Below are 12517 nucleotides of genomic sequence, written 5' to 3' on the forward strand. Positions count from 1 at the left end.
TGGTGAGTGGGACTTAGCCGGTAACACTACGGGCTACTCACTACTGACTATTCACCATTCACTATTCACCTAACCAACCTTGTTCGGAATCCGCGCCTCGATCTTGCCCAGGGTGAAGACGAGGATGCCGGTGATCGCCATATAGATCAACGCCAGGAGCAGCAAGGGTTCATAGGTGAGGTAGGTATCCTGACGCACCTTTGAAGAGACGGCGAATATGTCGATCACGCTGATGGTCGCCACCAGCGGCGTCGATTTCAGCTGCAGCACGGTTTCGCCCGTCAGTGTCGGCAGCGCGCGGTAGAAGGCCTGCGGCAGCCAGATTCGCTGGAAAATCCTCCAGCGGCTCATGCCGAAGGCGCGGGCGGCTTCCAATTGGCCTTTCGGCACGCCGGCGAAAGCGCCTCGCATCACCTCGCCCTCATAACCGGCGAAGGACAGCGTCAGCCCGAGGACGCCATAGGGCCATGCCTGCCTCAGATAGGGCCACATCCAAGACTCGCGAATCCATGGATATTGTGGAAACAGCGAGCCCAGCCCGTAATAGAGCAACCAGAGCTGCAGCAGCAGCGGCGTCCCTCTGATGACGGTGCAGAAGACCTTGGCGGGTGCCGCGAACCAGAACGAGCCCGCAGCCTGCGCCAGCCCGAGCGGCACGGCGAGCAGGAAACCCAGCGTGCAAGTGACGGCAAGAATCCACAGCGCGCGCCAGATGCCGAGCAGTCCTATCCCGTAATATTTAGGCAGCCAGTCCCAGCGCATGAAGACGGCCGCCGCCAAAACCAGCCCCAGCGCGATCAGGATCAGCACGATACGATGCGGCTTCAGCCACAGCGAAGCGCGTGCGGCTATCTCGACGGCCGCTTCGCCAGTCATCACCGGGCCAGCCATCAACGGGCCTCCTTGAGCGACGGCATGCCGCGGCGGGCCCAGCTCTCGATGCGGCCGATGATCAGGTTGGAAACCAGCGTCAACAGAAGGTAGATCGCGCCGGCGGCGACAAAGAATGTCAGATAGGCTTTGGTGACGCCGGCCGCCTGCCGTGTCGCCAATGTCAGCTCGAAAAAGCCGACGACCGCCAGCAGGGCGGTGTCCTTGGTGGCGATCAGCCAGAGATTGGCAAGGCCGGGTATGGCGAACGGCAGCATCGCCGGCAGCGTGATGCGCCGCAGCAGCAGGCCGGGAGACATGCCATAGGCGCGCGCGGCTTCGATCTGGCCCTGCGGAATGGCAAGGATCGCGCCGCGGATCACCTCGGTCGAATAGGCGCCCTGGACGAAGCCGAGCACGGCAATGCCGGCCGCCAGCCCGCTAATGTCCATGCGCTGATAGCCCATTGCCGTCAGCATCTGATTGATCAGGTCGGTGCCGGCGTAATAGAGCAGAAGGATCAGCACCAGCTCCGGCACGGCGCGCACGACGGTCGTATAGACTGCCAGGAGATCGCGCACCACCGGACCACCATACAGCTTGCCGGAGGCGCCGCCGATGCCGATCAAAAGNCCGAGACCGGTGGCGCCGACCGCGATCTCGATCGTATGGAGCAGCCCGACGATGAGCGTTCCACCCCAGCCCGGCGGCACGGGCGAGAGAAGCGCGATGGCAGAGGCGGCCCAAGCCGGAACAAATGCGTCGATCAGCGTCGCCCTCGAATTGCTGGCGCTAAAACCGCCGGCGATCTCCGCCCGCGGAAGCACTCGTCGATGGATTTCGACTAACCACGCGGCTCTATCGGGGCCGCGTGGTTAATCGCTCATGGATGAGGTCGTCAGTTCGACTGCGTGTCGGCGCCGTAAATGTCAAAGTCGAAGTACTTCTTCGAAATCTCGTCATATTTGCCATTGGCGCGGATGGCCTTGATGCCGGCGTTGATCTTTTCCTTCAACTCGGTGTCTTCCTTCCGGACGCCGGCGCCGACGCCGGGCCCGAGAATGGCCAGATCCGGCGCAACCATGCCCTTCAGATCGCAGCATTGCTTGCCCTGGTCCGATTTCAGGAAGGCGTCGAGGGCAATGGAATCGGCCTGCACCGCGTCGACCCGGCCGGCGGCAAGATCCTGGTTGGCCTCGTCCTGGGTCTGGTATTCCTTGATTTCCGCCGCGTCGGCGAAGTGCTTCTTGGCGTAGTCGGCGTGTACGGTCGAGACTTGGACGCCGATGATCTTGCCCTTGAGGTCCTCCGGTGTTGAGCCGAACTTCTGGTCCTTCGGCCCGATGATCGCAGTCGGGGTGTTGTAATATTTGTCCGAGAAGGCGATCGTCTTCTCGCGCTCGGCGGTGATCGACATCGAGGCGGCGATAAGATCGATCTTCTTGGTCGTCAGCGCCGGAATGATGCCGTCCCAGGCGACGGGGGTGATGACGCAGTCGAGCTTCTCCTCGGCGCAGACGGCATCGATGAATTCGATCTCCCAGCCGACCCATTTGCCGGAAGCGTCCGGCGAGGCGAAGGGCGGATAGGGTTCGGCGGCGACGCCGATCTTGACCGGATCGGCCTTGGCCACGCCCATCGCGGCAACGCCGAGCAGCAGCGCTGCGGCAAAGGTCTTGAGAATAATCTTCATCGTCATGACTCCCAGTTTTGTTGTTGTTCCCGGTTTTCGTCCGCCCACAGTTTAACTGATGTTGCGGATGAACTGCTTCAGCCTTTCGGATTTCGGCGCGCCGAAGATCTGTTCCGGCGGCCCTTCTTCCTCGACCAGCCCGTTGTGGAGGTAGACGACATGCGTCGCGACCTCGCGGGCAAACTTCATCTCATGGGTGACCAGCACCATAGTGCGGCCTTCGCGCGCCAGGTCGCCGATCACCTTCAGCACCTCGCCGACCAGCTCCGGATCGAGCGCCGAGGTCGGCTCGTCGAACAGCATGACGCGCGGGTTGATGGCCAACGCCCTGGCAATCGCGGCGCGCTGCTGTTGGCCGCCCGACAGATAGGCGGGATAGACGTCGCGTTTTTCGGCCAGGCCGACGCGGGCGAGCAATTTTTCCGCCTCGCCGATCGCCACATCGCGCTTGACGCCGAGCACATGCACGGGAACCTCGATGACGTTCTCGATCAACGTCATGTGGCTCCACAGATTGAAGTTCTGGAAGACCATGCCGAGCTTGGAGCGGATGCGTTCGATCTGCTTGCGGTCGGCGGGCACGGTGTGGCCGTAGCTGTCGGCCTTCAGCTTTATCTCTTCGCCATTGACCCGGATGATGCCGCTGGTCGGGTTCTCCAGGCAGTTGATGCAGCGCAGCAGCGTCGATTTGCCCGAGCCGCTGCCGCCGATGATGGCGATCACCTCGCCATCGCGCGCCGACAGCGAAACGCCCTTCAATACATGCAGCTTGCCGAAATTCTTGTGCAGGTTCTCGACGTGGATGGCTTCGGCAGCGCCGTTCTGCGCCGTATGCTTCAGGGCGGTGGCCGGCGCTGTCATCGTCGCGGCGCCCCGCGGAGCAGCCGAGGCAGTCCTTGCTGGAATTTTTTACCCATTACCCGTCACTGGACAGCGTTCCGATTCTCAAGATGGACCGTTCCGCTTGCCTCCGTCAACCGCAGTTTTTGGACCATTGATCACGGCCTGCCGAGTGGCTATTGGCAGGAGGGGCGCGTTTCAGGAGAACTTAGTGGGCAAAGCATACGGGTCGCAGTCGATGGCCGGGCTGCTGCAGCGCGTGCTGATGCGCTCCGCCGCCAGCGCCATGCGTCGGGCCGAAGCGCTGGAGTGGCACTATGGCCCCGGCTTCGATCCACAAAAAGCGGCGGCCCAGCATGATGCACTGGCCAGGCTGATTTCTGTCTCAGGCGCCGATATCGAATGGCTGAGCGACGCCGATGACGGGCTTGCCGATTCGGTCTTTACCCACGATCCGTCGCTGATGACCGACCATGGCGCGGTCATCCTTGCCATGGGCAAGGCGCTGCGCCGGCGAGAGCCCGGCCTGCACGAGGCAGCCTACGGGCGCATGGGCATCCCCATCCTCGGCCGTATCGAGGCTCCCGGCCAGGTCGAGGGCGGCGACTGCGTGTGGGTGGATGCAAACACGCTGGCCGTCGGCCGCGGCGTGCGCACCAATCAGCACGGCATCCAGCAGCTCTCCAACCTGCTTTCACCCAAGGGCATCCAGGTCTATGGCTTCGACCTGCCGCTCTGGCAGGGCGAGGAGGCCTGCCTGCATCTGATGTCGGTGATCAGCCCGCTCGCAGACGATCTGGCGCTGGTCTATGCGCCCCTCCTGCCGGTCGCCTTCCACCAGATGCTGCGCGAACGCGGCATTCGGCTGGTCGAGGGCGACGCCGACGAATTCTTCGTCTCGAATGGGCTCAGCCTGAACGTGCTGCCGACCGCGCCGCGCCAGGTTATCGCCGTTGCCGGTTTTCCGAAGACGGCGGCTGCCATGCAGGCCGCCGGCTGTACGGTCTCGACATTCGAGGCCGATGCGCTGTGCATTGCCTGCGAGGGCGGCCCTACCTGCCTCACGCGCCCGGTGCTAAGACAATGACGACCATCGGCGAAGCGCTCATCACCTTGCTCGAAGCGCACGGCGTCGACACCGTCTTCGGCATTCCCGGCGTACACACGGTCGAGCTCTATCGCGGGCTTGCGCGATCGAAGATCCGTCACGTCACGCCGCGCCACGAGCAGGGCGCCGGCTTCATGGCTGACGGCTATGCGCGCGCCAGCGGCAGGCCGGGTATCGCCTTCGTCATCACCGGGCCGGGGCTGACCAACACCATCACCGCCATGGGTCAGGCGCGCGCCGATTCGGTGCCGATGCTGGTAATCTCGGGCGTCAACGCCACACCGACGCTGGGCAAAGGCCTTGGCCATCTGCATGAACTGCCGGACCAGCGCGGCATGATGGAGAAGGTGGCGCTGTTTTCGCACCGTGTCACCGAGGCCGGCGAACTGCCCGGCGTGCTCGCCCGCGCCTTTGCGCTGTTCTCATCCTCGCGTCCGGGTCCGGTGCATATTGAGATCCCGACCGATGTCATGACCATGCCGGCCAACGGCATCGTGCCGCTGCTGCGGAATTCAGCGCCGCCCGGGCCGGATGTGGCGGCGATTGCAGAGGCGGCAAGGCTGTGCGCGTCTGCCAGCCGGCCGCTTATCCTCGCCGGTGGCGGCGCCAAGGCCACCGAAGCGCCGTTGCAGCACCTGGCCGAGAGGCTGGGAGCGCCGGTCGTCCAGACCGCTAATGCGCGCGGCCTGCTCTATCGTCATCCACTTGGCGTGCCGGCCAGCCCCAGCCTGAAGGCGGTGCGTGCGCTGATCGCCGATGCCGACCTGGTCATTGCCGCCGGCACCGAATTCGGTCCGACCGACTATGATGGCTATGGCGACGGCGGTTTTGTCCTGCCCGCCAACCTGATCCGCATCGACATCGGCGCCGACCAGCTTGCCCGCCGGCCTGCGCGGATTTCGATCCAGGCCGATTGCGGAGCGGCGCTCAAGGCGCTGCTTGCCGAAATCGGCACGCACGAGACGCCATTGGATGATGGTTCAGCCCGCGCCGCCGCGACGCGGCAGGCGGCCTTTGCCGAGATTGGCCCGGCCATGCAGGCGCAACTGCGCGCCGTCGAGACGATCCGCGATGCGCTGCCTGGCGCGATCATCGTCGGCGATTCGACCCAGCCGGTCTACGCCGCCAACCTCTATTACGATCACGACCGGCCGGGCGGCTGGTTCAACGCGGCCACCGGCTTCGGCGCGCTCGGCTATGGCCCGCCGGCGGCGATCGGTGCCGTCCTTGCCAGGCCTGAGGCGCCGGTCGTTTGCCTCACCGGCGACGGCGGCTTCCAGTTCACCCTGCCGGAACTGGGCGCCGCGCTCGACGCTGCGGCGCCGGTGATCTTCACAGTCTGGAACAATCGTGGCTACCGCGAGATCGAAACCTCGATGCTCGACGTCGGCGTCGAGCCGGTCGGCGTCTCCCCGGCACCGCCGGATTTCTGCAAATTGGCCGAAGCCTACGGCATTGCCGCCGAGCGGATTTCCGGCACCGGCGGCTTGGCGGACGCGCTTGCGCGCGCGCGGGCGACTGGACGACCTTACGTCATCGAGATTTCGGTTGAGTGATCGCGCGAAAGGCGCGACCTTCCGCATCGGCGGCGCGCAATGACGGAGCGGTCGAATATGACGGAAACACTGGACGGCAGACATATCGTGGTGACCGGCGGCACCGGTGCCCTTGGCGGCGCGGTCGTAGGAAAACTGCTGGAGCAGGGCGCGATCTGCCATGTGCCCAATGCCCACGCTGCCGCGCCTGCGCATTTTCCCTTTCCGGCGCATGACCGCGTCAGGCTGGCGCACAATGTCGACCTTGCCGACCCTGCCAAGGTCGACGCCTTCTATGCCAGCGTTCCAGATTTATGGGCATCGGTGCATCTTGCCGGCGGCTTCACCGCGGCGCCGGTCGAGAAGATCGAACCCGCCTCCTTCGCCGAGATGATGGACACCAATGCCCGCACCACCTTTCTGTGCTGCCGCGCGGCGATACGCTCGATGCTGGGATCTTCCGTGCCGGGCCGCATCGTCAATGTCACCGCGCGAGCCGGGCTCGATCCGCGGCGCGGCTCCGGCAAGGTGGCCTACGCCGCCGCCAAGGCGGCAGTCGCCGCGATGACCGTGGCGATAGCCGAAGAGCTGAAGGGCAACGGCATCCTGGTCAACGCCGTGGCGCCTTCGACGCTCGACACGCCGGCCAACCGGGCTGACATGCCGAACGCAGATTTCAGTAGATGGGTCAGCCTTGAAGCGGCGGCCGAGGCCATTGCCTACCTTGCCTCGCCGGCCAACATGGCGATCAGCGGCACGCTGGTGCCACTCTACGGCCGGGCCTGAGCCTGCGGTCCGTCGCAAGCAAAGGTCACAAGCAAAAGCCCCGCCGGATCGTTCCGGCGAGGCTTTTTGTTTCGTTTATAACCCGCGCGAGGCGCGGTGTTGGCTTAGCTGCCCTGCTTCTTCAGCGCGGCACCCAAAATATCGCCCAGCGAAGCGCCGGAATCGGTTGAGCCGTACTGAGCGACCGCTTCCTTCTCTTCGGCGATTTCCAGCGCCTTGATCGAGACCTGCAGCTTGCGGGTCTTCTTGTCGAAGGCGATGACGCGGGCGTCGACTTTCTGGCCGACGGTGAAGCGCTCGGGGCGCTGCTCGTCGCGGTCACGGCTGAGGTCGGAGCGCTTGATGAAGGTCTCGATGCCGCTGTCGACCAGCCGCACTTCCAGACCGCCATCCTTCACGCCGATAACCTCGCAGGTGACGACTGCGTTCTTGCGCAGTTCGCCTGACGTCGCTGCTTCGCCGACCGTGTCCTTGGCCAGCTGCTTGATGCCGAGCGAGATGCGCTCCTTGTCGATGTCGACGTCGAGCACCTGCGCCTTGACCATGTCACCGCGATTGTACTCCTCGATCACCTGCTCGCCCGGACGGGTCCAGTCGAGGTCGGAAAGGTGGACCATGCCGTCGACGTCGCCTTCGAGGCCGATGAACAGGCCGAACTCGGTCTTGTTCTTGACCTCGCCCTCGACCTGGCTGCCGACCGGATGGCTGCGCGCGAAGGCCTCCCACGGGTTCTCCAGCGTCTGCTTGAGGCCGAGCGAGATACGGCGCTTGGCCGGATCGACTTCGAGCACCACCACGTCGACTTCCTGCGTCGTCGACAGGATCTTGCCGGGATGCACGTTCTTCTTGGTCCACGACATTTCCGAAACGTGGATGAGGCCTTCGATGCCCGGCTCCAGCTCGACGAATGCGCCGTAGTCGGTGATGTTGGTGACGGTACCCTTGATCTTCTTGCCGATCGGGAACTTGGTGCCGATCTCGGACCACGGATCGCTCTCGAGCTGCTTCATGCCGAGCGAGATGCGGTGGGTTTCCTGGTTGATGCGGATGATCTGCACCTTGACCGTCTGGCCGATGTTGAGGATTTCGGTCGGATGATTGACGCGGCGCCAGGCCATGTCGGTGACGTGCAGCAGGCCATCGATGCCGCCGAGGTCGACGAACGCACCATAGTCGGTGATGTTCTTGACGACGCCTTCGACTACTTGGCCTTCTTCGAGGTTCTGCACGATTTCCGAACGCTGTTCGGCGCGGCTTTCCTCGAGCACGGTGCGGCGCGACACCACGATGTTGCCGCGGCGGCGATCCATCTTGAGGATCTCGAAGGGCTGCGGGTTGTGCATCAGCGGCGAGACGTCGCGGATCGGGCGGATGTCGACCTGGCTGCGCGGCAGGAAGGCCACAGCGCCGTCGAGGTCGACGGTGAAGCCGCCCTTGACCTGGTTGAAGATGACGCCTTCGACGCGTTCGCCCTTGGTGAACTTCTCTTCGAGACGGACCCAGCTCTCTTCGCGGCGGGCCTTCTCACGCGACAGCATGGCTTCGCCAAGCGCATTTTCGATACGCTCGACATAGACCTCGACCGTGTCGCCGACCTTGAGCGTCGTGTCCTTGCCCTTGACGCCGAATTCCTTCAGCGGCACGCGGCCTTCGACCTTGAGGCCGACGTCGATGATGGCCATGTCCTTTTCAATGGCAGTGATGATGCCCTTGACGACCTGGCCTTCGCCGGAATGGCCGGCGGAAAATGATTCTTCGAGCAGGCTCGCGAAATCATCGCGAGTGGGATTTGCAACTGACATAGTTTCTCCTGGAATGCCCCGCAATCTGTCGCGGGGCGGGCGCCGTGGGTTAGCGTTGCGTTGGCCTGCCGGCGTTCCGGGCAAAAAGCCCTTGGCCGCCCTTGAGCGGCAATTCCGGCGCATGAAGAATGCTGGCAGGCTGGTTCATACCCGATATGGGAAGTCTTGTTGTCGCCGGCAATCGGCGGCGGCAGGAAAACCCGGCTCAGGCTTCGTTTCTCTTGGCCAGGACATCGTCGATGATCGCCTGAGCTGCCAGAAACGCGGCCTCTATAGCCATTTCCGACGTGTCGAGCAAGTGCGCATCGGCGGCCGGCTTCAAGGGCGAGTCCATGCGGCCCATGTCGCGCTCGTCGCGGCGCACGATATCGGCAAGGATTTCATCGAAATTAGCGGTGCCGCCGATGCTCTCGATTTCATCCAGCCGCCGCTTTGCCCGCACCTCGGCGCTGGCCGTGACATAGAGTTTTACGTCGGCATCGGGACAGACGACGGTGCCGATGTCGCGGCCGTCGAGCACCGCACCCGGCGGGGTTTTTGCAAAGTCGCGCTGCTTGTCGACCAGTATGCGCCGGACCGACGGGATGACAGCCACTTTCGAAGCCGCCTCGCCGACCGCGTGTGCCGAAAGCACGGCGCGGTCGAGCTTTGCCAGATCGACCTGGCGAGCCGCGGTTTCAGCGGCCGAGACATTGTCGAGCGGCAGGCCGAGCCGGAGCAGCGAATGCGCCACCGCGCGATAGGTAAGACCGGTGTCGAGCAGGTTCAGCCGGTAGTGATCGGCCAGCCGCCGGGCAAGGGTGCCTTTGCCGGCACCGGCAGGTCCGTCGATGGCGATGGTGAAAGTTGAGGTCATTGGCCGCCCACCGGAATCGAAAAGCGCAATGATCCAGATAGGCGTGGCGATCCTTCGCGCCCCCCTCTGTCCTGCCGGACATCTCCCCCACTTGGGGGGAGATCGGCGGCCATCGCGGCTTTCGCCAATTGTCCACGTCGCAGGATTGAGCGGAGCGCCGAAGCTGCCAATCTCCCTCCTTGTGGGGGAGATGTCCGGCAGGACAGAGGGGGGCGCTGTCCCGCCGACGTTCCAGTTTGGCCCCAACCCCCAAGGCTATTGATTGCTATCAAGCTACTCGATCTCCGCCCCAAGCCCTTTCATCAGACCCATGAATTCCGGAAAGCTGGTCGCGATCATCGCCTGGTCGTCGATGGTCACGGGCTTTTCCGTCGCCAGCCCCATCACCAGAAAACTCATGGCGATGCGGTGGTCGAGATGGGTCTGGACGATGGTGCCCTGTCCGTTGGGGTGTTGGCCGAGGCCCTTGCCGCCGGGCTTTCCGCGCACGACAAGCGAGGCCTCGCCTTCGCTGCAGTCGACGCCGTTGAGCTTCAGCCCTTCGGCCACTGCCGACAGCCGGTCGGATTCCTTCACGCGCAGTTCTTCCAGGCCAAGCATCAGCGTTTCGCCCTCGGCAAAGCTCGCCGCCACGGCAAGCACCGGATACTCGTCGATCATCGTCGGCGCCCGTCCGGGCGGCACGGTGACGCCTTTCAGTTCGGAATAGCGTACGCGCAGGTCGGCGACGTCCTCGCCACCTTCGTTGCGCGGATCGATTATGTCGATCCAGGCGCCCATTTCCTGCAGCGTCAACAGAAGTCCGGTGCGGGTCGGGTTCATCAGCACGTTTTCGATTGTAATGTCCGAGCCCGGCACGATCAGCGCCGCCACCAGCGGAAAGCCGGCCGAGGAGGGGTCGCCCGGCACCGCGATGGTCTGGCCGGTGAGCTTGCCCTGGCCTTCGATGAAAATGTGGCGCACGCCGCGCTCGTCGGTCTCGACCGACAGATTGGCGCCGAACCCCTTGAGCATCTTTTCGGTGTGGTCGCGCGTCATAACCGGCTCGATGACGGTGGTGATGCCCGGCGTGTTCAGCCCAGCCAGCAGCACCGCCGACTTGACCTGCGCCGATGCCATCGGCACGCGGTAGGTGATCGGCGCGGCGTGCTTGGGCCCGTGCAGCGTGATCGGCATGCGGTCGCCGGGCGTCGCCTTCAGCACCTGCACGCCCATCTGGCGGAGCGGTTCGAGCACCCGGCCCATCGGCCGGCCCGACAGCGAGGCGTCGCCGATGAAGGTGGTTTTCATGTCATAGGTGCCGACCAGGCCCATGGTGAGGCGTGAGCCCGTGCCGGCATTGCCGAAATCGAGCGGGCCTACCGGCTGCAGCAGCGCGCCGTTGCCGGTACCGCGGATCACCCACTCAGCGCCATGCTTCTCGATATGGGCGCCCATGGCCTTCATGGCAGCGCCCGTACGCATCACGTCCTCGCCTTCCAGCAGCCCGGTGATGCGGGTTTCGCCGGAGGCCAGGCCACCGAACATGAACGAGCGGTGCGAGATCGACTTGTCGCCCGGCACCCGTGCCGCGCCTGAAAGGCCAGATGATTTGCGGGCGGTGGCCTGCTTCGGGGCGGCAGTGTGCGACATGGTTCTTTCCTGAAAACGCCGGCGGCCGGCCATTTTCTGCTGGTTTGCGGGGTCTCCTATCATGGCGTACCGAAATGGTCATCCCCTTGGTATGAAGGCCTTCGAATTCAAGCTTTTTGGGACGCCGGCTTTTCGCTTTGACAGCGCCGTAAACTCTGGTTAAGGGGACCAAACTTTCATCGACGAGGCTTGCTGTGGCAAAACCCGAACTTGGCACCAAACGCATCGACCCGGAGACGGGTCGAAAATTCTATGACTTGAACAAGGACCCGATCGTCTCGCCTTACACGGGCAAGAGCTATCCGCGCTCCTATTTCGAAGAAGGCAAGATCGCCGCTCTCGAGGAGGAAGAGGAAGTTGCCGAGAAGGAAGTGGACGCCGAGGAGGAAGAGGGCGTCGAGGTCGTCTCGCTCGAAGAGGCGGACGAGGACGCGAAGGCCGACGAGCTTCCCGATCTCGGCGATGACGAAGACGACGTTGACCTTGGCGATGACGAGGATGACACGTTCCTCGCCGACGAGGAGGAAGAAGACGACGACGTTGCCGACATGATCGGCGTCGGCGAAGACGACGACGAGGTCTGAGCGAACCGCATTCGCCGGCTTTCGCGGCGCTGCCTAGAAAAAGCGGTTCTTGAAGGCTTGATATTGACTGAAGGCGGGGTTAGAAGCCGCCTTCACTAACGGCGCGGTCTAGAACCCGCGCCGGATCTCTTCGCCGGAAACGGCGCCGGTGAACTGCCGGAGTGGGGCCATAGCTCAGTTGGGAGAGCGCTTGAATGGCATTCAAGAGGTCGTCGGTTCGATTCCGATTGGCTCCACCAGTTCTCTCCGCGAAATCAGCAGAACGCCCGCCCGCCCGCCCGTCCGGGCTGGCCGCCGCCTATCGCAGAACCTAGCTGAGACTAGTTAATCGGCCGCCCGGCTTGGGCTCGCCGATCCATTCAGAAGTAATGAGCCCGTGCCCGGTCAGTGCATGTTTCTGGCTGTGGTTTGAACCGCGAGCACCGGTCTGGACCAGGCAGCGGGCTGAAATGACGGCTGAGCAAAACTCCGTTACTTGTTGCAGTTCTGCATATCCGACGTCATGGCGCCGCTGGGGGTATTGTTGTCGGTATCGCTGCTCGCCGTATCCTTACAGCGGTCCTCCATACCGTTTGTCTGCGGCGTGGTAGCGTTCGTTGCGTTCGGATCGATCGTGTTCGGGGTAGTTGCGCTGCCGGTCCCGGTGTTGCCGCCGGAAGTGCCTGTGTTGACGCCGGTATTGCCATCGGCGCTACCGGTCGCGGAGTCCATGGATTGTGCCATGGCAGATGTGGCCAGGCCGATAGCAAGTAGGGATGCAGAGAGAATTTTCATCATCTTAGTGTCTCCATCGAGTTGCATCGCTCTATCG

At 63.7% G+C, this 12517-nt stretch carries 12 protein-coding genes and 1 tRNA gene; 5 read left to right on the plus strand and 8 right to left on the minus strand.

The window, feature by feature from the left end; genetic code table 11:
* Nucleotides 1-69: 69 nt before the first annotated feature.
* The 4 genes from X773_RS51785 to X773_RS51800 all read right to left on the minus strand — a co-directional run bounded on the left by X773_RS51785 (nucleotide 70) and on the right by X773_RS51800 (nucleotide 3424).
* A complete protein-coding gene (locus X773_RS51785; protein ID WP_023676271.1) occupies nucleotides 70-876 on the minus strand; it encodes an ABC transporter permease in 807 nt (268 codons plus the stop codon).
* A 14-nt stretch (nucleotides 877-890) separates the two neighbouring features.
* Nucleotides 891-1556 (minus strand): ABC transporter permease subunit, encoded by a 666-nt coding sequence (locus X773_RS51790; RefSeq protein ID WP_031211669.1) that lies wholly within the window; start codon nucleotides 1554-1556, stop codon nucleotides 891-893.
* Nucleotides 1557-1768: 212 nt separating this feature from the next.
* The gene (locus X773_RS51795; protein WP_023676273.1) at nucleotides 1769-2563 is read right to left on the minus strand and encodes a transporter substrate-binding domain-containing protein; all 795 of its coding nucleotides are present in this window, start codon (nucleotides 2561-2563) and stop codon (nucleotides 1769-1771) included.
* A 51-nt stretch (nucleotides 2564-2614) separates the two neighbouring features.
* On the minus strand, nucleotides 2615-3424 hold the full coding sequence (locus X773_RS51800) for an ABC transporter ATP-binding protein (protein WP_023676274.1): 810 nt from the start codon (nucleotides 3422-3424) through the stop codon (nucleotides 2615-2617).
* 217 nt (nucleotides 3425-3641) lie between these two features.
* Here X773_RS51800 and X773_RS51805 point away from each other — a divergent pair, with 217 nt between their 5' ends.
* The 3 genes from X773_RS51805 to X773_RS51815 are packed head-to-tail and all read left to right on the plus strand — an operon-like array spanning nucleotide 3642 to nucleotide 6832.
* Nucleotides 3642-4490 (plus strand): arginine deiminase family protein, encoded by an 849-nt coding sequence (locus tag X773_RS51805; protein ID WP_031211670.1) that lies wholly within the window; start codon nucleotides 3642-3644, stop codon nucleotides 4488-4490.
* Nucleotides 4487-6067, plus strand: coding sequence for a 5-guanidino-2-oxopentanoate decarboxylase (locus tag X773_RS51810; protein ID WP_023676276.1), 1581 nt, complete (start codon nucleotides 4487-4489; stop codon nucleotides 6065-6067). Before X773_RS51805 ends, X773_RS51810 begins: the two co-directional genes overlap by 4 nt.
* A 57-nt stretch (nucleotides 6068-6124) precedes the next feature.
* Nucleotides 6125-6832, plus strand: coding sequence for an SDR family NAD(P)-dependent oxidoreductase (locus X773_RS51815; protein WP_023676277.1), 708 nt, complete (start codon nucleotides 6125-6127; stop codon nucleotides 6830-6832).
* A gap of 104 nt (nucleotides 6833-6936) precedes the next feature.
* On the opposite strand, the gene rpsA is transcribed toward X773_RS51815, so the two are convergent.
* The 3 genes from rpsA to aroA all read right to left on the minus strand — a co-directional run bounded on the left by rpsA (nucleotide 6937) and on the right by aroA (nucleotide 11122).
* Nucleotides 6937-8634 (minus strand): 30S ribosomal protein S1, encoded by a 1698-nt coding sequence (gene rpsA / locus X773_RS51820; RefSeq protein ID WP_023676278.1) that lies wholly within the window; start codon nucleotides 8632-8634, stop codon nucleotides 6937-6939.
* A 205-nt stretch (nucleotides 8635-8839) separates the two neighbouring features.
* Entirely contained in the window at nucleotides 8840-9490 is a 651-nt protein-coding gene (cmk, locus tag X773_RS51825; RefSeq protein WP_023676280.1) for a (d)CMP kinase, read from the minus strand.
* A gap of 273 nt (nucleotides 9491-9763) precedes the next feature.
* Nucleotides 9764-11122, minus strand: coding sequence for a 3-phosphoshikimate 1-carboxyvinyltransferase (gene aroA, locus X773_RS51830; RefSeq protein ID WP_023676281.1), 1359 nt, complete (start codon nucleotides 11120-11122; stop codon nucleotides 9764-9766).
* Nucleotides 11123-11316: 194 nt separating this feature from the next.
* Here aroA and X773_RS51835 point away from each other — a divergent pair, with 194 nt between their 5' ends.
* Entirely contained in the window at nucleotides 11317-11706 is a 390-nt protein-coding gene (locus X773_RS51835) for a TIGR02300 family protein (protein ID WP_023676282.1), read from the plus strand.
* 163 nt (nucleotides 11707-11869) lie between these two features.
* Nucleotides 11870-11945, plus strand: a tRNA-Ala gene (locus X773_RS51840).
* A gap of 232 nt (nucleotides 11946-12177) precedes the next feature.
* On the opposite strand, the gene X773_RS51845 is transcribed toward X773_RS51840, so the two are convergent.
* Entirely contained in the window at nucleotides 12178-12483 is a 306-nt protein-coding gene (locus tag X773_RS51845) for a hypothetical protein (protein ID WP_031211671.1), read from the minus strand.
* Nucleotides 12484-12517 lie beyond the last annotated feature (34 nt).

The organism is Mesorhizobium sp. LSJC280B00 (assembly GCF_000502835.1).
Taxonomy (GTDB): Bacteria; Pseudomonadota; Alphaproteobacteria; order Rhizobiales; family Rhizobiaceae; genus Mesorhizobium.

Excerpts from the sequence above, each read along its gene's own strand:
- cmk (WP_023676280.1), bottom strand. The coding sequence starts at position 9,490 with ATGACCTCAACTTTCACCATCGCCATCGACGGACCTGCCGGTGCCGGC.
- X773_RS51845 (WP_031211671.1), bottom strand. The coding sequence starts at position 12,483 with ATGATGAAAATTCTCTCTGCATCCCTACTTGCTATCGGCCTGGCCACA.
- X773_RS51810 (WP_023676276.1), top strand. The coding sequence starts at position 4,487 with ATGACGACCATCGGCGAAGCGCTCATCACCTTGCTCGAAGCGCACGGC.
- X773_RS51795 (WP_023676273.1), bottom strand. The coding sequence starts at position 2,563 with ATGAAGATTATTCTCAAGACCTTTGCCGCAGCGCTGCTGCTCGGCGTT.
- X773_RS51800 (WP_023676274.1), bottom strand. The coding sequence starts at position 3,424 with ATGACAGCGCCGGCCACCGCCCTGAAGCATACGGCGCAGAACGGCGCT.
- X773_RS51785 (WP_023676271.1), bottom strand. The coding sequence starts at position 876 with ATGACTGGCGAAGCGGCCGTCGAGATAGCCGCACGCGCTTCGCTGTGG.
- X773_RS51805 (WP_031211670.1), top strand. The coding sequence starts at position 3,642 with ATGGCCGGGCTGCTGCAGCGCGTGCTGATGCGCTCCGCCGCCAGCGCC.
- rpsA (WP_023676278.1), bottom strand. The coding sequence starts at position 8,634 with ATGTCAGTTGCAAATCCCACTCGCGATGATTTCGCGAGCCTGCTCGAA.
- X773_RS51815 (WP_023676277.1), top strand. The coding sequence starts at position 6,125 with ATGACGGAAACACTGGACGGCAGACATATCGTGGTGACCGGCGGCACC.
- aroA (WP_023676281.1), bottom strand. The coding sequence starts at position 11,122 with ATGTCGCACACTGCCGCCCCGAAGCAGGCCACCGCCCGCAAATCATCT.